This window comes from Streptomyces triticagri, assembly GCF_003429565.1.
Classification (GTDB): domain Bacteria; phylum Actinomycetota; class Actinomycetes; order Streptomycetales; family Streptomycetaceae; genus Streptomyces; species Streptomyces triticagri.
On record NZ_QUAK01000223.1, the window covers coordinates 1 to 18707 of the forward strand.

An 18707-nucleotide genomic window follows, 5' to 3' on the forward strand; every position below is an offset into this window, starting at 1 on the left:
CGCCGGCTCCCGCAGCACCCTGCGGCCCGTGAGGACCATCGTCCCCACCGTCGCCACCACGGCGATCCCCGCAATGGCCCCCCACGTGCCGAGCCCCTGATCGGGCCACACCGCATCCGTCCGCACCGCGGTGAAGGGCACGATCCCCACCACCCCGGCAACTGTCCCGAAGAACACCCCGGTCACGGTCAGCAGCACACTCTCGAACCACACCATCCCCAGCACCTGCCCCGGCGTCGCCCCCGACAGCCGCTGCTGCCCGAACTCCCGTCCCCGGTAGGACGTCGCCGCGTACAGACTGTTGATCAGCATCACGCAGGAGAACGCCACGATGATCCCGACGACGATCAGATTCAGCGACTCCATGTTCTTGTCCTCGACGGACTTCGTGAGGCCGGAGGCCTTCAGCGCGTCGTTCTCCACCGCCTGCATGTACAGCGTCGCCGTGGCGAGCCCCGTGAAGAGGATCAGCGGCATCAGCACACCGGACAACTGCCCTGCCCGCTGCCGCATGTTGTGCACCGCCAGATACCCGCTCGGCCCGAACACCGCACTCAGCGGCCGCTCCACCACCCCGAGCACCCCGGACAGCATCCGCGGCGAGAACACCGCGAACCCGACCGCGACCAGAATCGACCCGTACGCCGGCGCCGCCATCAGCGCGGGCTCCGTCGCATCCATCGCGAACGTCGCCGACACCGCACCGAGCCCGAGCACCAGCGCAAGCCCCCCGAAGACGGCCTTCGCCCGCCCCCGTCCGCTTACGACACCGGCCGCGGCCCGGGTCGCCCGCCGCACCGCCAGGAACGCGGCACCGATCGACGCCAGCAGCGTCACGCTGACCCCCGACGACAGGGCGATCGGCCCGAAGACATGGTCGACGCTGCCCGCCACCTCGCCGTTCTCCTGGAACACATCGAGCAGCGCCGAACCGCCCAGCATCGACGGACCGATCGCGAGCAGCGCACCCACCAGCCCGATCACCGCCGCCTCACCGACGACCATCCGCTTGATCTGCGCGGGCGTCGCCCCCGTGTTGCGCAGCAGCCGGATCTCGTCCTCCCGCTGCCGCACGTTCACGGTCAACGTGGAGGCGACGGCGAAGAAGACGAGCAGCGTGCCGTATCCGCCGACCACCGCGGCCGCCGTCGTGAGAGAGGTGGAGCTGACGTCGTCGACACCGGACGCGCCGGCCGTGTCGTGCAGCGAGTTGAACACCATGATGACCGTGGCGCCCAGGAACGAGGACAGCAGCGTGGCCACGAACCGCCCCGGCCGCTTCCCGATCGAACGCATCGCGAGCGAGAACATCACTCACACCCCCGCCATCGTCGAGTACGAACCGGCCGCCTGCTCGTCGCCGAGGTGCGCGAGGCGCTCCGCGACCGCGTCCACGGTCGGCGCGTGCATCTCGCCCACGAACCGCCCGTCGGCGAGAAACACCACGGAGTCCGCATAGCTGGCCGCCACCGGGTCGTGCGTCACCATCACCACCGTCGCACCGTGCACCCGTACGGTCTCCTGCAGCAGCCGCAGCACATCACGGGCGCTACGGGTGTCGAGCGCACCGGTCGGCTCGTCCGCGAAGACCACACCGGGCTCGGTGACGAGGGCCCGGGCGATCGCGACCCGCTGCCGCTGACCGCCGGAGAGTTGGTCGGGGTGGTGGTGCAGACGGTCCCCGAGGCCGACCTGGGCGAGGATGCGCCGGGTCTTGTCCCGGTCGATGCGCTGCCGGGCCAGCTTCAGGGGAAGCGTGGTGTTCTGCTCGACATCGAGCGTCGGCAGCAGGTTGTACTGCTGGAAGACGAAGCCGATCCGGCGGCGCCGGAACTTCGTCAGGGCCGCCTCGCTGCCGCCCGTCATCTCCTCGCCGTCCACCATCACGATGCCGCTGTCCGGCCGGTCGAGCCCCGCCGCGCACTGCAGCAGCGTCGACTTGCCCGAGCCGGACGGTCCCATCACCGCGGTGAAGCTGCCCGGCCGCAGGCTCAGAGTCACGCCGTCGAGCGCGGTGACGGCGTTCTCCTCGCTTCCGTACGTCTTGCTCACCTTGACCAGCCGCAGTGCCTCGGAGCTGCGGCGGGCCGTCCCGTTCTTCTCGCTACGACGAAACATCATCGACTCCATCGACCCCTCGGACGGGCGCCGGGTCCGCTCCCTGCGCCTCGACCTCGAAGTTACGGACGGCGACGGTCCCGCACATTGGGCGTACGACCCGAGTACGGGGTGGTGGTGGATACACCTCCGGGCGGGGGCCGGCCCACCGCGCCGAGCGTCCCCGGCAGTCAGCCTGAGGGCTCGGGGGCGGTGGGCTCGGGGGCCGGTGCTGGTGCTGGTGCTGGTGGCGGTGGCGGTGGCGGTGGCGGTGGCGAGTCTGATGGCCCGGGTTCCGTTCCGATGTGGCCCGGGTGCGTTTCGCCTCGTACGGTCGCGCCGCCCGGGAGCCTGCCCGTACCGGTGCCGGTGACCGTGCCGGTCCCTGCGGCGGTGGCGCTCCGCCCGTCGAGACCTCCACCGACGGCCCCACCGATACTTCCGTCGAACGGCACGAACCAGCCGTACGAGGACGACGTCGACGAGGGCGCAGACACAGACGCAGACGCGACGGGTGTACGGCCCGCTGCCGCGGCCGGGTCCGGGGCGGCCGCCGCCGCACCGGGGCTTGCGAGTACGGAGATGTACGGAGGCAGAGGCCCCGGCAACGACACGGCTCCCGCATCCGGTACGGCTCCCACTCCGGCGGGCGCGAGTCCGGGGCCAGGTCCAGCACCAGCACCAGCACCAGCACCAGCACCAGCACCAGCCAGTGACTCGGCCAGGGCCTCCACCGCAGCCGACTCCGACGCGGATGCCGACGCCGGTGACGGCTCCAGCTCCGACTCCGGTTCCGGTTCCGGCCACCGCTCAGGGACCAGCGCCCCACGCTCCACCAGCCGCGCCACCTCAGGCAACACCGCGAGGACGAGCCGCGAACGATCGGAGCCGTCAGCCGACGCGAGCCGCTCCACATGCTCCCCGAGCGTCGGCCGGCGCACACCCGACGCCTCCACCGCCGCAGCCGCCGCCCTCCCACACGCACCCAACAGCGCCACCGCCAACGGACTCGTACGATCAACCCAGTTGAGCCCATCCGCAGGAACCCGCAACACCTGCTCGGCCAACTGCCACCCACCCGAGCCGACACCAGAACCGGCACCGGCACCGGACCCGGCCCTGGAGTCCGCGGCGCCACCGGCCCCGCCGGCCGAGTCCGCCCCGGCGCCGAGCACTGCCTCCTGCACCAGCCGCACCCCGGCCCCCGGCTCGAAGACCGTCGCCAGCGGATCATGATCCCGCAGCCAGTCCTGCCGTCCGAACCACCCGGCCACCTGCTCACCGTGCAGCGCCCCCGCCTCCGCGCTCAACTCCTCGACCCGCACCACCGGATCGAGCCGCCCGGAGTTCCGCAGCGTGACCGTCCCCGTCCCCACTGCCTCGATCTTCTGCGCCTCGAACCACCCCAGCCACGCCTCCCGCTGCCCCAGATGCTCCTCGCCGCCGCACTCCTCCAACCAGCCGTCCACATAAGCCCGTACGTCCTGGACCTCCTGCTGCACCGCCCACGCGTCAAGGCCCGCACCGGCCGGCACCCACCCGGCGACCCGGTCCCGCCAGTCCGCCCCCACCACATGCGCCCACTGCGCCCGAAACTGCAGATGCCCACCCTCGGTGAGCAACTCCGCGCCTGCCGCAGCGAGTTCGGCGCCGAGCAGATCGCCCGGCCGCCCCGAGTCCCGGTACACGCTGTGCACCGTGCCGGGCCCGACGGCATACGGCGGATTGCTCACCACCAGATCGAAGCGCCGCCCGGCGACCGGCTGCAGCATGTCGCCCTCGAGCACCTCCCAGTCCAGCCCGTTCAACGCGGCCGTGGTCGCCGCGAAGCGCGCGGCCCGCGGCGACAGATCCGTCGCCGTCACCCGCGCCGCCCGCCCGGACAGATGCAGCGCCTGCACCCCGCACCCGGTGCCGAGGTCGAGCGCGGTGGCCACGGGATGCGTGGGCGTGGCCCGGTGCAACTGCCGCGCACCGGGCCCGATCGGCGGCACCCGGTCCGGCCTCCGGTCGTACGGTTCGGGCCGCAGGAACAGCGGGAAGTCGGACACCGACCACCACGCCTCGTACGGGCGCAGATGCACGGCCGCGCGCGCGGCACCGTCCCCGGCCGGCTCCAGCAGCGGTACGAGCGCCGGGGCGGCCTTCACCACCGGCACGGCACGCCCACACAGGAACAGCTCGATCAGCAGCCCCAACGGGTCGTCGGCACCCAGCACTTCGAGGGCCGGCCCCGGGTCGTAACGATTCAGCGCCTGCGCCGCGTCGCGGCCGATCCGCGCGACGATCCCGTCGCGCGTGTACCCGTGCGTCATCAGTACGCCCCGCGACGCTTCGGTTGCCTCGGGCGACAGAAGTGGTCCGGTCATCGTCGTCATAATCCGGTTTTCGGCCGGGCACCCACCGGACTTGACCCCACCCCCTACGGGTTAACCGCATTGAGCGAACGGAGTGAACCCCCGCCCACCCCCGGCGAGTTGATCACCCGACCCCCGTTTCCCCTGCTAGAGACCGCACACCCCCACTCACCACCCCGGCAACCTACGCCCGCGCCACCTTCAACCCGTGATGCGCGAAATGGACCTCGAGCAGCTCGGCGAGGACACGCGAATCGTCATGCCTGCTGAGCAGTTGCCCGGCCTCCGTCTCCTCCGCAGGGAAGGCGACACCCCCGGGGAGCACGACGGCCCGCGTGAAGAAGTCACACACGACATCCGCGAACTCGCCGGCCGGAGGCTCGGGAGCCGACTTGCCCAACGCCACAAGCCCTGACTCCACGATGGCATTGAGATAACGCCTGCGCGCGTTCCGCCGGTGCCGGGCCTCGCTGGACCCTCCCTCCTCACTCACCTCCACCACACGGAAGTCGTCGAGCGAGATCTCCGGCCACTGATCCGGGTCGCGGACCGCCACGAGAGCCTCCTCCACGGAGGCCGCACGGACCTGAACCGCCCGCCTCGTCCCGCCGTCCGCACTCTCCAACTCGACCCGGAACTCCGACGGACCGCCATCGCCCCCTTCGTGCGATGCGACACTCATGCGCCCTCCCTCAGGCACGTACGTACGACTGCAACCACTCGCACGACTATACACACGGTGTATAGCTACGAGTCGCATGAACGGGACATATGGGTCACCCCGCCTCCCCCATCAACTCCCGTGTCAGAGCCATCAACCGCTCCCGCGCGACCGGGTCGTACGCCTGGTCATGCCACGCCATCGAGCCGCCCCCGGTCCCGCCCGTGCAGCAGCACCACACACCCCTGCTCGGCCCACACCCCACCAACCACCAACCACCAACCGCAACGCCTCCAACTCCCGCTGCACCCCTCAAGTTTCCTACCTCCACGCCCGACTCGCACCCCCTGTGGATAACTCCCCCACACACCGCGCACCCCGTCGAACACAAGGTCGGAAAACCGCCGGCACGACCAGGACCGGCCCAGGGAGAATCCACGGATGAACGCCGAGAACCAGGGCATCCACATCCGGCACCGCGGCAACGAACCGCAGGTCCACCCCACCGCCTACGTCGCCCCGACGGCCACGCTGGTCGGTGATGTGCGCGTGGGACCGAGGGCGCGGGTGATGTTCGGAGCGGTGCTCGATGCCGAAGGGTCCAGGATCGAGGTCGGGGAGGCGACGGTGGTCTGCGAGAACGCGGTGCTCCGCGCATCCACGGTCGCCGGCGATCAGCCGGTGCTTGTCGGCGACCACGTCTTCGTGGGGCCGCACGCCACACTGCTGGGCTGTGAGGTCGCCAGGTGCGCCTATGTGGCGACCTCGGCGACGGTTCTGCAGTGCGCACGGTTGGGGGCAGGCTCGGTTGTCGCCGTCGGCGCGCTCGTCCACGCACGCACCGCGGTACCGGACGAGTACTTCGTACCGCCGCACACCGTAGCCCTCGGCGCGCCACTGCGGCTGCGGGCGCCCGGCGACCCGGGCCTGGCCGAGGCCATCGGCCAAGTGGGTTTCGCGCAGGTCGCGTTCGGCGTCGATGCGGAGTGGACCGACCAGATCAGCCGCTATGAGCGCATCGCGGAGGTGCGTGTCGCCGAGTTCGGCGCGCACGCCGACGACGAGGTGTTGGAGTGACGGGGGCACGGGTCACGGATGACGCGGTGACGGGGTTCTGAGTCCCGGCCGGCGCCAGGTTGCCGCTTGGTTGCGGCAAGGGGACTTGAGACGCCCCTCGTTGCGGAACTGGGCATCGTATTGCCGAGCCTTGCCGCCGCCCCCGACCCACTCCCGTCGCGGGCGTGGTGACGCAACTCACGTCCGCGAGGCCCGGTTTGGGCCCGATATGCGGATGCACGCACAGCCCACCCCATGCCATTCTTCGCGATAGCAATCTTCGGTCGGCCGGTGCAGCGTGCAATTTTCGGGCCTACAGCCCCACCGTCCGCCATGGATTCACGTACGCAACAGATTTCGTTGATCCCTGAACATTGAGGTGATGTGAGTGTCGGTCACAGCGGTACGGCGTGGACTGGTCGCTTCGTTGGCTGTCCTGGCGCTGAGTGGTGGGGCTGTGGCCTGCGGAAGTTCGGGCGACGACGCCAAGGACGACGCCAAGTCCGAGTCACCGGCGGCAAGCAAGCAGGGCGGGAAGGACGACCAGGAGGAGCCGCAGACCCCGGAGGGCAGCGAGTCCGACGGCCCGCCCTCGGACGGGACGGACTCGGGCGAAGGCGCCACCGAGGTCACCGGCCCGCACCCCTCCGCCGCGGACCTGGAGAAGGCGGCGGTCACGGCCGCGGACGTGAAAGCGGCCGGCTACACGGTGAAGAAGCCCAGCGCCTCCGACATGGAGGGCATGGGCGAGGAGAAGGCGAAGAAGCCGGCCTGCACCCCGCTCGCCGACCTCCTCGGCGGTACGCCCACCACCCCCGAGCCCGCCGCCAAGGTCCTGCGCCAGCTCAACTCCACGGACGACGAGGCGACGGACCGCGCCCCGGCCGTCTTCACGTTCCTCCTCTCGTACGGCGAGAAGGCGGGTACGTCGTACGTCGCGGCGCTCAAGGGCGCGGTGGAGGCCTGTGCGGACGGGTTCGAGACGACGACGCGTTCCGGCGGCAAGGCCTACAAGGAGGCCAAGGAGATCGAGGCGCCGGCCCCGGACGCTGGCGACGAGGCGTACTCCTACGAACTGGCCGGCGACCTCGGCGGCATGGCCGTCCCGCTGGACTTCCACGTCGTCCGCAAGGGCCGGACCGTCGCCGTCTTCTACGCGATGGGGCTCGAGCCGGGCGCCCCCGCGAAGGTGCCGGGCGAGGCGGTCGAGGCACAGGTGAACAAGCTCAAGTAGCGGTCGGCGCATCGGTGCGTGCGTACGGGGAGGGGACGTGATGTACGAACGGTCCAGTACGAAGGCCAAGGCGAAGGCGACCACCAGACGCCGACACCGACACCGACGCCGGGCCGGCCGCCGTCCGAACGAGACCTTCGGCCACCGCATAGCCCGCCAGTTCGGCGTCGCGCACCTGGACCGCGGGGCGAGCATGGTCGAGTACGCAGGCGTGCTCGTCCTCGTCACGGCGATCGTCGTGTCCGTGATGGGTCTGTCGCTCGGCGACACGGTTGCGGAGAAGGTCTCCACGCAGGTCTGCCGCATCGTCGGCGGCAGCGATTGCGGGGACGCCGGCTCCGCACAGGCCTCCGGCAAGGACTCACCCGTCACCGACGGCACGAACCCCGGTAAGAGCGACGGCAAGGACGGCGGTGCGAAGCAGGCCGCGTCCAAGGAGGACGAGGAATACGCCGCCGCCCAGAAGGAGTTGAAGGCGGCGCAGAAGGCCTACAAGTCCGACAACGCGAAGGCGAAAGCGGCGGCAGGCGAACTGGCCCGCATCCTCGCGGAAGAGCTCGGCATCAAGGACGCCTTCGACTGCATTACGAAGGGCGAATCCTCCGCCTGCACGGAGACGGTCCTGAACGTCCTCTCCTCCCTCATCGGCGGAGCCGTCGGCAAACTGGCGAAGAAATACGGCGCCCCATGGAAATGGGACGAAGCCGCCGACCTCATCAAGACCCTCAAGAAACACGGCGGCGACCTCTACTCCGGCATCAAGGGCCTGATCAAGAACAAGAAACGAGTGGCCAAGGCCGAGGCCCGGCTGAAGGCAGCGGCCAAGGCATGCAGCAGCAAGCCCAACCACTCTTTCCTGCCCGGCACTTCAGTGCTCCTGGCGGACGGTCGCCGCATCCCCATCGAGACGATCACCGTCGGCGACAAGGTCCTCGCGACCGACCCGACCACGGGCCGTACGGCCGCACGCCCGGTCACCCACACCATCACCACCCACGACGACAAACACTTCACCCGCCTCACGGTCGGCGGCGGCGCGGGCGGCGGCGGTCCAGGACCCGAAACCCTCACCGCAACCGACACCCACCCCTTCTGGCTCCCGTCCGAGAACCGCTGGACCGACGCGGGCGACATCAACCGCGGCGACCAACTCCGCACCGCCGACGGCACGTCCCACCCCGTCACCTCCATCACCCGCTACACGGAGCGCCAGACCACCCACGACCTCACGGTCGCCGACATCCATACGTACTATGTGCTGGCGGGGGCTACGCCAGTGCTGGTGCACAACCAGAATTGCACCAAGCCCGTCAACCTCCCAGGTTGGCGGAAAGTGGACGTAGATATGGATCATGTCCTCGACCGGCACACTGCAGCCGGCAAGACCTACAAACAGAGCGGCATCAAGACAAAGTTCCCGGACGGCATGTCCGCGAAAAGGATAAAGTCGACGATTCGCAAAGCCTATAAGTCATCTTCGATTGCGGGAAGATCTCAAGGAGATCGCGTCTTCCTCCGGGGATCGGCGAATGGACTTGAGGTCGAAATGTGGGTCAACAAGAAGACCGGCATGATTGAAACCGCCTATCCGGTTTGGAAGTGAGATTATTGGGTTTCGAGGTGCACTGCGATGTGGACTCGCTCGATCAGGCCAGGTCAGGTGCCATCTGGGGCGACATTTGGGTCCGCATTTCCGGCTACGCCTTTCCGGAATCTCACTGGAACGACATGGCCGTGGCGCTTCTCGTGGAGCTGCTGGACGCGGTCGATTCGCTCGCTCAGGACGCGGAGCGACGGATCAGGGTGAGGTTCTTCGACGGCCCGTTCCACATCGACTTGGCCGGCCTCGGCGGCGGGGTACTGCACGCTTCGGCAAGCATCGACGGCACCGAGCGACAAGGAACTGTCGATTTGGGTGAGTTGCGCCAGTCCTTGAAACGGCTGGGAGCCGAGCTCGCAGCCACGTGCGTGGAGCGAGGATGGGGCGAGGAAATGGACGTCCGGCGGCTGCAGGCCAAGTCGTAGAAGCAGCGGGATGCATGGCGGTCACATAGAACTTGTCCGCTTCCCGCCAAAGGAAGCCTCCAGTTGATCGCGATGTGCGAGCAACACGGCCAGGGCCGCGCCCTCGAGAAGGAGGTCGTCCATCGACAGCAGGCAAGCACCTTCCTGCGGCACACCGTTGAGTGCCGGCACCGATACCTCGACGGCTGTCCGGACTGCGCGACCTTCGTCCGCGGAGCTTGAGCCGCGCTCCCGCTCGGGTTCACAGCCCCGACCGACCGCGCTCACGCGACCGTCATGAACGTCACGTCCCGCCACACTTCGTTCAGCAAGGAGAGTGATCACCGTCGAGCGCGCTGAGCACATGCGGGTAGCGGAACGGATCATCAACGAGGTTGCCCAAGGGCTCCGGAGTCTGGACGATGCCGTGGCCTGGTTCTCCTCCCTGGGGAGAATCGAGCAGAAAGATGTGCTGCGCGACGTTGTTCATTGCGCCTTGCAAGCCCACGCGACAGTGGACGAGGCACGTGAAGGGCTGCTGCGATCGGGCGTCAAACCGACCATGACCCCAGCGGTGTTGGTTGTTCGCGAACCGATTCGCGGGCAGATGGGCAAGATCCTCGACCTGCCGCCCGATGAGTACGAGAAGTCGCTCCGCGTCCTGTTGTCCACATTCGCCGTTGCTGACACGCGGCGGAGGAGAGACGAATGCCGAGGCACGTGTACGCATGCCTGGCATCACCTGTCGTAAGCGTCGCAGCAAACGACGGGTGATTGCCGGAGCTGGGCCTCAGCGCACCGCCCCGCACTCCACCCACAGCAGTTTGCCCGCGCCGAAGGGAGCCGTGCCGAGGGTGTGGGCGCCCCAGCCGTCGGCGTAGTGGGTGATGAGGAGGAGGCCGCGGCCGGAATCGGCAGGGGCAGCGCGATCCGATGCCGGTACGGGGACGGGGCGGCGGTTGCAGAACGGCGGTGGGATGTACGGGTGGGAGTCCCATACGGCGACCCGTACGCGGTCGGCGGTGACGGCTCTGAGGCGTAGCCCGTACGGGCCGAGCCCTGCGTGTCGGTACGCGTTGGTCACCAGTTCGCTGGCCAACAGCTCGGCGGTGTCGGCCAGTTCGCGCATTCCGTGCGAGCCGAGGACGGCGCGGAGGGTACGGCGGGCGACGCCCGGAGCGCGTGGATCGTTGGGGAGTTGGAGGGCGTACGTCCAGGGGGCGGCTACCGTTGCTGAGGTCATGGTTCCTCCGATGGCATTGGGAGAAGGGGGAGTTGTTGCTCCGGTGGCTCTGTCGCGGCGTCCCACGGTGCACTTCCGGGCGTTGGTCCCGCAGACAAAGTAGCGTGGGTGACATGAACTATTTCCCCATTTGCCAAATATCTGAGCCGATTCGCTCGCGCGAGTGACGCGCCAACAAGTAACTGGACAGCGGGAGTTGAAAGTGCCTCCTAAGCCGGCCACGTCCGCCAGGCGACTACGTCTGGCCGCCGAGCTGCGGAAACTGCGAGAGCGCGCCGACCTGTCGGCCACGGAGGGCGCCCGGCGCCTCGGCGTCAGCCAGGCTCAGCTCAGCAACATCGAGGCCAGCCGTTTCGGCGTGAGCCCCGAGCGCATCAGAGCCCTCGCCGACATCTACGAGTGCGCGGACCAGGCGTACGTCGACGGCCTGATCGAGCTCACCAGGGATGAAAAGAACGCGTGGTGGGAGACGTTCCGCGGGATACTCCCCGCCCCGTTGCTCAACCTCGCCGAGCTGGAGCACCACGCCACCCGGCTCAGGTCCGCCAACACCACGCACGTCCCTGGCCTGCTCCAGACCACCGACCACGCGCGCGAGATCTTCCGCCAGGTCGTCCCCGAGTTCACAGCCACCGAGGTGGAGCACCGGGTCAGCCATCGACTCCAGCGCCAGGCGGTGCTGGAACGGTCGGTGCCGTTCAGCGCGACCGTTCACGAAGCCGCGCTCCGTACACCCGTGGGCGGTACAGCCGTCGCTCGCCGTCAGCTCGAGCATCTGCTCACGCAGAGCGAGAGAGAGCAGGTGACGCTGCAGGTCATCCCCTTCTCCGTCGGCGCACACCCCGGCTCCGGGCAGACCTTCTTCTACATGCATGGGTCCGTCCCACCCCTGGACACCGTTCACCTGGACCAGTCTCACGGGCCCGTACTGCTCGACGCCGTGGACCAACTCGACCAGTACCGCGCCCTGATCGACCGCATGACAGCCGTCGCCCTCGGCCCGGCCGAATCGCGCGACCTCATCCGTACCGTCATCCGCGAACTGTGAGAGGTGTCCCGATGCCCGCGCCCACCTGGCAGAAGTCGAGCTACTGCGGTCAAGGCGAGTCCTGCATATACGTAACCCGCCCCACCCCCACCACCCTCAGACTCACCGAAAGCAGCGATCCCAGCGGGGCGATACTCGAGACCACCCCGGCGGCCTTCGCCGACCTGCTGCGGGTCGTACGCGGCGGACAGCCGGACACCCCCGGCCGGGAGCTCACCGTCACCTTCACCCCTGACGGCAGAGTCCTCCTCACCGCCCCAGGCGACCCGACGGTCGTCACCACCACCCGAACCCAATGGGAAACCTTCGTACTCGGCGTACGGTCCGGCGAGTTCGACCACTTCGCCGCCGCGCCCGCGACCGTCTGAGCCGCGCTCACGCCGGCGCGGACGCCGAGGTGAAGATCATCGGTACGGCCAGGAAGAAGCGGTCGGCCTCGGCCCGATCCCGCTGCTCGGCCAGCCAGCCGTCCGCCTGCGAGCGCGTGACGGCGCCGGCGGCGCAAGCCGTCTCGGCCAGCCCTCCGACCAGAGGCAGTCCGGCAGACCCCGTGAACACCAGCGTATGGACCTCGACTTCGACGTCGCGGAAGCCGGCGTCGAGGAGCAGGGCGCGGAACCTGCGGGCCACGTACGGCGCCGTGATGGTGTCGAAACGGGCGCGGGCGATGCTCCGGGTCAGGACAGGGTCGTCGGAGTCGATGAGGCACACCTCCCAGTCCTGGCCAAGGAGCACCACCCGGCCTCCGGGCACCAACACCCTGCGAGCCTCCGCCAACGCCCGCTCAGGATCGGCCAGTTCGTGGAAGACCTTGTCGGCCCGATAGCCATCGACCGAGGCGTCCGGCAGGGGCAGCTCGTACGCTCCCGCGACCCGGAAGTCCGCCGCGGGCCACCGCTCGCGGGCGACGGCGATCATGGGCTCGCTCGGGTCCACGCCGATCGCCTCGACGCCCTGCCCGGCCAGTTCGGCCAGTCCCGCCGGTTCGACCAGTCCCGCCAGTCCCGCCAGTTCGGCCACGGCGAGTCCCGCGCCACAGCCCACGTCCACGACGGACGCACCCCGTCGCGCGCGGAGCAAGTCGTACGTACGGGCCCGCAGTTCCGACGCACCCGGCTGGCGGTCCGCGATGTCGAGCAGCCCCACGAGTCGTTCCGCCGACCGCCGGGCCCGTTCCGATTCACCACTCATTCCGGCCGCACCCTTCCAAGTCCCGCGTGACCAGCGTCCATTACACCCGGTACATCCGGCGACAGCCGCCGTCACCCGTTCGGTAGAACGCACCCCCGAATCGCACGCCACCGGCGCCACCTCGATGAAGATCAGCACCATGTCACGCAGCGACACCACGAAGACCGGATCCGGACTCCCCGCTCAGCGCCCCGCCCTCCCCGATTGGTACGGCGACCTGCTCGGCGAGATCAAGCACACGGTCGGCCGCGCCCGCGTCAGGGCTCAGCGCGCGGTCAATACCCAACTCGTCCAGATGTACTGGGAGATCGGCCACCAGATCCTGCGCAGGCAGGAGCAGGAAGGGTGGGGCACGAAGGTCGTCGCCCGGCTCGCCACCGACCTCAGGACGGCCTTTCCGAACCAGCGCGGCTTCTCGCGCCGCAACCTGATGTACATGCAGCAGATGGCCCGGACCTGGCCGGAGCCAATTGTGCAACAGCCCGTTGCACAATTGCCCTGGGGCCACATCACCGTCCTCATGCGCCGCCTCAAGACCCCTGCCGAGCTGGACTTCTACGCCACCGAGGCCGCCCACCACGGCTGGTCACGGGACTGGCTCGAGCACTGCATCGCCCAGCGGCTCCACCTCACCCAGGGTTCCGCCCCGTGCAACTTCGACGCCACGGTCCCCGAGGACTCGAAGCTCGTACGGGACATCGTCAAGGACCCGTACCGGCTCGACTTCCTCTCCCTCGACTCCCGTCACACGGAGCGCGAGCTGGAAGACGCCCTCGTATCGAACATTGTCCGATTTCTGACTGAGCTCGGCGTGGGCTTCGCCTTCGTCGGGCGGCAGTACCCGGTGCTGCTCGACGACCGCGAGTACCGCATCGACCTGCTCTTCTACCATCTGCGCCTGCACCGCTACGTCGTCATCGAGCTCAAGACGACCGAGCCCACGCCGGAACACATCGGCAAGCTCGGCTTCTACGTGGCCGTCGTCGATCGGCTGGTGCGCGACCCGGAACGCGACGACGCGACGGTCGGCATCCTGATCGGCGCCGAGCACCACCGCGCCTCCGTGGACATCGCGCTCGGCAACAGCAATCAACCCCTCGCCGTCAGCTCGTACACCGAACTGCCTCCGGAACAGCTTGCCCTGATGCCCAGTGAGGACGACTTGTCCCGAGTGGTCCAGGACGTGCTCGACGCGGAAGCAGGAGAAGACGCGAAGCCCCCGGGCGACGCCTGAGCCAGCCCTCCGGCCCGTCGTAAAGTTCCAGCCAAATCCTGCGCGGCCGGAACGCCGCTACCGCTCACGCCGCGTGACGATTACCCGCTGTTCATTGCCCGGCGTCAACCCCCGTGATACACAGAGTGACGATACGGGCCACTGCATACCGTCCGGCACTCCAGCCGAGGCGGTCCGGGGTGGATCCACACGAAGTCCGCCGAGGATTGACGCCAAAGTCGACATACGACAGCGGCATCGTCGGCGAGAATGGGCCTGGCTCCCGCACCACGGCAGGGGCCGCGAACGACCGGACAGGGGCGGTGAGTTACATGCTTATGGCAGCCGAAAAGGGCGACATCACCACCATCATCGGCGGGATCGCCCCGGACTGGGGTCCCTTCGGGAGCCTGGGCAACGAAGCACGGGTGATGATCGAAGTCGTGATGGCCATCGCCATCCTGCTGTGCCTGGGCATCGCCATCTGGGGCGCGGCCAAGCAGCGCATCGGAGCGACGGCGCTCCGCGACACCTTCAGCGCCGAGCAGGGCAAAGGCCTCATCGTGGCCGGCCTCACCGGCGTCTTCATCATCGGCTCGCTCGGCACGGTCTTCACCATCGTGTACGGGATGGCCGTCTAGCGCCCCCGACCGACCGGCACCACCCCAGTCCTGCTTCACACAGTCCTGCTTCACAGTCCTGCTTCTGAGTCCTCGGCCGGTGCGCACCCGGCTTCCGTCCCATCCGTCCGTCGCGCCCACCGGCTGAGGATCCGCTTCTCTGATGTCGAGTCACCACACCGCGCCCGCGCGGGAACCAGCACGGCTACCGTCGTACTACGCGGTCAACCGACAGGGTGAGGGGGCGTACGGCGCATGAGTCTCGGCGACGAGCACGGTGGCCGATCGGACGACGGCTTCGGCGACGACGCCCGGATCGGTTACGGCGGCACGGGCCAGACCCGCACCCGCCTGCCCGAACGCGACGACCCGTACGGCGGCGCCCGACGCCCACCGCGCTCCTCCCGCAGCCTCGTGACGGTCGTTGCGGTCGTGGTCCTGCTCGTCGCGGCGATCGCGTTCGCCAACAGAGGCGGGGGCGAGGACGAGGGCTCCGGCGAGAGCGGCGGCGGAAAGCCCGGCGCGGCACCGACCGCTGCGAGCGGCGAGAAGCCGGTGGAGGGGAAGGACGGGGGGATTCCGTCGGGGTTCGCGCACAGTCGGCAGGGGGCGGAGTCTGCGGCGGCCAACTACAGCGTCGCCCTCGGCGCCGAGGGCATGTACAAGAAGGACCAACGCCCGGGCATCGTGAACGCCGTGTACGCACCCGACGTCGTCGCCGACCGCGAATCTGCCCTCGACAAGGTGTACTCGGACCCCAAATTCCTGGCGAGCATCGGTCTGAACAAGGACGGGTCGGCCCCCCAGGGGCAGACCTTCGTGACGCGCTTCAGCCCGGTGGGTTCCAAGGTCGAGAAGTACAGCGCGGAGACGGCGACTGTTTCAGTCTGGTACTCCGCCCTCTTCGGCCTGGCCGGCGAAGGCTCGGAGAACCCGGTCTCGGAGAGCTGGTACACGAGCACATACCAACTCAAGTGGGTTGGCGGCGACTGGAAAGTTGTCGACTTCAAGCAGAAGGACGGCCCCGTGCCGGTCGGCCGTGACCAAGCAGCTTCCTCGGCCAAGGACATGGCAGACGCGGTGAAGAAGTTCGGGGGGTTCACGTATGCCCGTTAAGGGACAACGAACCGCCAAGCTCACGGCAGTCGTGGCTGCAGTGCAGGCAGCGAGGATCGTCTTCGCGACCCGCGCCTTCGCGGCTCCGGATCCGCCCGAGGACGACCCGTGTGATCTGATCCGCGGCCCCGCCAAGGAATACTGCGAAAACGGCCAATCCGGCGGCGGCCGCGAAACCCCCAACTCCCCCGCCGACGACACCCTCTCCACCCTCGACCCCCTCTCCTCCCTGGCCAAGGGCTGCGCAGACGCCGCCTCCTGGACCGTCAGCAAGCTGAGTGACGCCGTGCAGGAGACGGCGAACGTCGACTTCACCAATGCCAAGTTCCTGCAGCAGTACGCCGTCGTCTTCGCCGCCTCCGCGATCCTCACCCTGGTCCTGTGGCTGCTCGCCGTCGCCAAGCGCGCCATCCGCGGCGTACCGCTGATGACCGCGATCACGGAAGCCGTCGGCTTCCTGTGGCTGACCGTGCTCGCCTCCGCGTTCACGCCGCTGATCCTCTACACCGTCGTCTCCGCGACGGACGGCGTCAGCGAGGCGATCGCGAAGACGACGGGGAACCAGACGGACGCGTTCTTCGGCACCTTCTCCGAGGCGCTGAAGAAGGGGGAGGACATCGGCGGCGGCCCGATCATGCTGATCGTCGTCTCGCTGGTGTCGATCCTCGCGGCCGGCGTGCTGTGGCTGGAGCTCGTCATCAGGGCAGCGCTCCTCTACGTGGGCGCCCTGCTCGGCACCGTCGTGTACGCGGGCCTCGTCGACAAGAACCTCTGGTCCCACGTACGCCGTTGGGCCGGGATCATGGTCGCGGTGATCCTGGTGAAACCGGTGATCGTGATCGTGCTCGGCCTGGCCGGCGCGCTGTCGGGGGACGACGGTCCGGACTCGTTCTCCGCGGTGGTCTCCGGGCTCGCGATCATCCTGCTCGCCATCTTCGCCTCGGCGATGATCTACCGCTTCGTCCCCGGCTTCGGCGACGACATCGCGGCCGCCCGCAACAACCGCATCATGCAGGGCGCCGAGGGCAAGGCCGCGGCCGTCATCAGCTCCCCGGCGGCGCTGGTGTCCCAGGGCATCAAGACGCACAGCTCGCGCGGCCGCGGCGGTGAGGGTGGAGGCGGCGGATCGTCCACCCCGCGCCAGTCCAATCCGGCGAGCGGCGGCGTCGCCGCCCACAGCAACCGCCCGTCCGGCGGAGCAGCACCCGCGGCCCCCTCCGGCACCAGCCCGAAGAGCGGCGCGCACACCACGCGCACCGGCCGCGCAGGCAAGTCGAGCAACCCCACAGGAGGTGACGGGCGTTGACGACCCAGTCCCACACGGTCACGCCCCGCCGTACGTATCTCATCGGCCGCGCCCGGCCGAACGCCATCATCGGCAAGAACCGCGAGACCGGCGAGATCACGCTGATCATCGCGGGCGCGTTCCTCGGCATGATGTGCGGGCTGCTCGTGCCGGTCCTTTCCCTGCGGATCGTGCTGCTCATGGGCTTCCCGCTGATCGCGCTCGCCGCGGTGTACGTGCCGTACAAGCGGCGGACGTTCTACCAGTGGTTCGAGATCAACCGTTCCTTCAGGCGCAGCCTGCGAAGCGGCGCCGTGTACCGCTCCGGTGCCGCTGAGGCGGGCGTACGCCTGGACGGCAAGGAGGTCGAGGTCGGGCCGCCGCCGGGCATCGGGCGGATCAACTGGCTGGCCGCGCCCTTCGGCCCGGACGAGATCGCCGTACTGCTGCACGCGGACCGCCGTACGGTGACCGCGGCGATCGAGATCGAGGGGCCGGGCGTCGGACTGCGCGACTCGGAGGACCAGGAGGCCCTGGTCGACCGTTTCGGCACCCTCCTCAAGCACGTGGCGAACGGCGACGGCTTCGTCACCCGCCTGCAGATGCTCGCCCGCACCCTGCCCGCCGACCCCGACGCGCACGCCAAGGACGTGGCGGTACGGGGCGACGGCACGGCGCCGGTGTGGCTGCAGGAGTCGTACGACCAGCTGCAGTCGATGGTGTCGACGAGCAGCGAGCAGCACCGCGCGTATCTGGTCGCGTGCATGCACTACAACCGTGAACTGGCCGCCGAGGCACAGGCGATGGCGCGCGCCACCCGCTCGCACTCGGGGCGCAAGCTCGACAAGGACGGCGGTCTCGCGGTGGTGATGGCCCGCGAGCTGACCGACATCTGCTCGCGTCTGCAGGAGGCGGACATCCGGGTGCGTCAGCCGCTCGGCCAGGCCCGGCTCTCCTCGCTGGTGCACTCCATGTACGACCCGGACCACCCGATCGACCACATCCAGGCGATGACGAAGCGGAACGCCTGGCCGGCCGAGCTGGACGCCACCGAGCCGACGTATCTGCAGGCGAAGACGCGGGAGTCCAGCACGCGTGCGCCGTGGTGCCATGCCACGGCGTGGGTGAAGGAGTGGCCGATGACTCCGGTGGGCGTCAACTTCCTTGCGCCGCTGCTCGTCCACACCCCGGACGTGATCCGTACGGTCGCGGTCACCATGGATCTGGAGCCGACCGAGATCGCGATCGAGCGGATGCTGACGGAGAAGACCAACGACGAGGCGGAGGCCAGCCGTCAGGCCAAGATGAACCGCACCGTCGACCCGCGCGACATCGCCTCGCACTCCCGCCTCGACCAGCGCGGCGAGGACCTGGCGAGCGGCGCGGCCGGGGTGAATCTCGTCGGGTACATCACGGTGTCGTCCCGTTCCCCGGAATCGCTGGCCCGGGACAAGCGGACGATCCGGGCCTCGGCCGGCAAGTCGTATCTGAAGCTGGAGTGGTGCGACCGGGAGCACCACCGGGCGTTCGTCAACACGCTCCCGTTCGCGACCGGCATCCGAAGGTAAACGACAAGTAGGGG

The 18707-nt window shown here is 69.0% G+C and carries 18 protein-coding genes; 12 read left to right on the forward strand and 6 right to left on the reverse strand.

Annotation, left to right across the window (positions count from 1 at the left end):
• From DY218_RS29655 to DY218_RS29670, 4 genes are all read right to left on the reverse strand, one after another.
• On the reverse strand, window positions 1-1311 hold a 1311-nt coding region (locus DY218_RS29655), incomplete at its 3' end, for an ABC transporter permease (protein ID WP_147336187.1).
• Between the two features lie 3 nt (window positions 1312-1314).
• On the reverse strand, window positions 1315-2118 hold the full coding sequence (locus tag DY218_RS29660; protein ID WP_128559274.1) for an ABC transporter ATP-binding protein: 804 nt from the start codon (window positions 2116-2118) through the stop codon (window positions 1315-1317).
• Window positions 2119-2288: 170 nt separating this feature from the next.
• On the reverse strand, window positions 2289-4466 hold the full coding sequence (locus DY218_RS29665; RefSeq protein WP_158574163.1) for a DUF7059 domain-containing protein: 2178 nt from the start codon (window positions 4464-4466) through the stop codon (window positions 2289-2291).
• A 172-nt stretch (window positions 4467-4638) separates the two neighbouring features.
• The gene (locus DY218_RS29670; RefSeq protein WP_128559253.1) at window positions 4639-5136 is read right to left on the reverse strand and encodes a hypothetical protein; all 498 of its coding nucleotides are present in this window, start codon (window positions 5134-5136) and stop codon (window positions 4639-4641) included.
• Between the two features lie 420 nt (window positions 5137-5556).
• Here DY218_RS29670 and DY218_RS29675 point away from each other — a divergent pair, with 420 nt between their 5' ends.
• The 5 genes from DY218_RS29675 to DY218_RS34390 all read left to right on the forward strand — a co-directional run bounded on the left by DY218_RS29675 (window position 5557) and on the right by DY218_RS34390 (window position 10160).
• Window positions 5557-6192 (forward strand): gamma carbonic anhydrase family protein, encoded by a 636-nt coding sequence (locus DY218_RS29675; RefSeq protein ID WP_128559254.1) that lies wholly within the window; start codon window positions 5557-5559, stop codon window positions 6190-6192.
• Window positions 6193-6628: 436 nt separating this feature from the next.
• Window positions 6629-7405, forward strand: a complete 777-nt coding sequence (locus tag DY218_RS29680) for a hypothetical protein (RefSeq protein ID WP_128559255.1) — start codon at window positions 6629-6631, stop codon at window positions 7403-7405.
• A 40-nt stretch (window positions 7406-7445) separates the two neighbouring features.
• Entirely contained in the window at window positions 7446-9008 is a 1563-nt protein-coding gene (locus DY218_RS29685) for a polymorphic toxin-type HINT domain-containing protein (protein WP_233521963.1), read from the forward strand.
• A gap of 29 nt (window positions 9009-9037) precedes the next feature.
• On the forward strand, window positions 9038-9430 hold the full coding sequence (locus DY218_RS29690; RefSeq protein ID WP_128559257.1) for a hypothetical protein: 393 nt from the start codon (window positions 9038-9040) through the stop codon (window positions 9428-9430).
• 316 nt (window positions 9431-9746) lie between these two features.
• Window positions 9747-10160 carry a DUF5958 family protein gene (locus tag DY218_RS34390; protein WP_158574165.1) on the forward strand — a complete coding sequence of 138 codons (414 nt, stop codon included), beginning with the start codon at window positions 9747-9749 and terminating at the stop codon, window positions 10158-10160.
• A gap of 39 nt (window positions 10161-10199) precedes the next feature.
• Here DY218_RS34390 and DY218_RS29705 read toward each other — a convergent pair whose 3' ends face one another.
• Window positions 10200-10652, reverse strand: a complete 453-nt coding sequence (locus tag DY218_RS29705) for an ATP-binding protein (RefSeq protein ID WP_128559259.1) — start codon at window positions 10650-10652, stop codon at window positions 10200-10202.
• Between the two features lie 202 nt (window positions 10653-10854).
• Between DY218_RS29705 and DY218_RS29710 the strand changes: the two genes are divergently transcribed.
• A complete protein-coding gene (locus DY218_RS29710; protein WP_128559260.1) occupies window positions 10855-11700 on the forward strand; it encodes a helix-turn-helix domain-containing protein in 846 nt (281 codons plus the stop codon).
• Window positions 11701-11711: 11 nt separating this feature from the next.
• The gene (locus DY218_RS29715; protein WP_128559261.1) at window positions 11712-12068 is read left to right on the forward strand and encodes a DUF397 domain-containing protein; all 357 of its coding nucleotides are present in this window, start codon (window positions 11712-11714) and stop codon (window positions 12066-12068) included.
• Between the two features lie 7 nt (window positions 12069-12075).
• On the opposite strand, the gene DY218_RS29720 is transcribed toward DY218_RS29715, so the two are convergent.
• The gene (locus DY218_RS29720) at window positions 12076-12891 is read right to left on the reverse strand and encodes a methyltransferase domain-containing protein (protein ID WP_128559262.1); all 816 of its coding nucleotides are present in this window, start codon (window positions 12889-12891) and stop codon (window positions 12076-12078) included.
• A gap of 139 nt (window positions 12892-13030) precedes the next feature.
• On the opposite strand from DY218_RS29720, the gene DY218_RS29725 reads away from it, so the two are divergent.
• The 5 genes from DY218_RS29725 (at window position 13031) to DY218_RS29745 (ending at window position 18693) form a co-directional block, all read left to right on the forward strand.
• Window positions 13031-14125: a PDDEXK nuclease domain-containing protein gene (locus tag DY218_RS29725; RefSeq protein WP_128559263.1), complete on the forward strand. Its 1095-nt coding sequence runs from the start codon at window positions 13031-13033 to the stop codon at window positions 14123-14125.
• 311 nt (window positions 14126-14436) lie between these two features.
• The gene (locus DY218_RS29730) at window positions 14437-14745 is read left to right on the forward strand and encodes a hypothetical protein (protein WP_119293922.1); all 309 of its coding nucleotides are present in this window, start codon (window positions 14437-14439) and stop codon (window positions 14743-14745) included.
• Between the two features lie 234 nt (window positions 14746-14979).
• Window positions 14980-15840 carry a hypothetical protein gene (locus DY218_RS29735; RefSeq protein WP_128559264.1) on the forward strand — a complete coding sequence of 287 codons (861 nt, stop codon included), beginning with the start codon at window positions 14980-14982 and terminating at the stop codon, window positions 15838-15840.
• Window positions 15830-17146, forward strand: coding sequence for a hypothetical protein (locus DY218_RS29740; protein WP_128559265.1), 1317 nt, complete (start codon window positions 15830-15832; stop codon window positions 17144-17146). Before DY218_RS29735 ends, DY218_RS29740 begins: the two co-directional genes overlap by 11 nt.
• Window positions 17143-18693 carry an SCO6880 family protein gene (locus DY218_RS29745; RefSeq protein WP_128559266.1) on the forward strand — a complete coding sequence of 517 codons (1551 nt, stop codon included), beginning with the start codon at window positions 17143-17145 and terminating at the stop codon, window positions 18691-18693. The genes DY218_RS29740 and DY218_RS29745 overlap by 4 nt, the downstream gene beginning before the upstream one ends.
• The last annotated feature ends 14 nt before the right edge of the window (window positions 18694-18707 follow it).

Excerpts from the sequence above, each read along its gene's own strand:
- DY218_RS29660 (WP_128559274.1), bottom strand. The coding sequence starts at position 2,118 with ATGTTTCGTCGTAGCGAGAAGAACGGGACGGCCCGCCGCAGCTCCGAG.
- DY218_RS29665 (WP_158574163.1), bottom strand. The coding sequence starts at position 4,466 with ATGACCGGACCACTTCTGTCGCCCGAGGCAACCGAAGCGTCGCGGGGC.
- DY218_RS29670 (WP_128559253.1), bottom strand. The coding sequence starts at position 5,136 with ATGAGTGTCGCATCGCACGAAGGGGGCGATGGCGGTCCGTCGGAGTTC.
- DY218_RS29675 (WP_128559254.1), top strand. The coding sequence starts at position 5,557 with ATGAACGCCGAGAACCAGGGCATCCACATCCGGCACCGCGGCAACGAA.
- DY218_RS29685 (WP_233521963.1), top strand. The coding sequence starts at position 7,446 with ATGTACGAACGGTCCAGTACGAAGGCCAAGGCGAAGGCGACCACCAGA.
- DY218_RS29705 (WP_128559259.1), bottom strand. The coding sequence starts at position 10,652 with ATGACCTCAGCAACGGTAGCCGCCCCCTGGACGTACGCCCTCCAACTC.
- DY218_RS29715 (WP_128559261.1), top strand. The coding sequence starts at position 11,712 with ATGCCCGCGCCCACCTGGCAGAAGTCGAGCTACTGCGGTCAAGGCGAG.
- DY218_RS29720 (WP_128559262.1), bottom strand. The coding sequence starts at position 12,891 with ATGAGTGGTGAATCGGAACGGGCCCGGCGGTCGGCGGAACGACTCGTG.
- DY218_RS29725 (WP_128559263.1), top strand. The coding sequence starts at position 13,031 with ATGTCACGCAGCGACACCACGAAGACCGGATCCGGACTCCCCGCTCAG.
- DY218_RS29730 (WP_119293922.1), top strand. The coding sequence starts at position 14,437 with ATGCTTATGGCAGCCGAAAAGGGCGACATCACCACCATCATCGGCGGG.
- DY218_RS29735 (WP_128559264.1), top strand. The coding sequence starts at position 14,980 with ATGAGTCTCGGCGACGAGCACGGTGGCCGATCGGACGACGGCTTCGGC.
- DY218_RS29740 (WP_128559265.1), top strand. The coding sequence starts at position 15,830 with ATGCCCGTTAAGGGACAACGAACCGCCAAGCTCACGGCAGTCGTGGCT.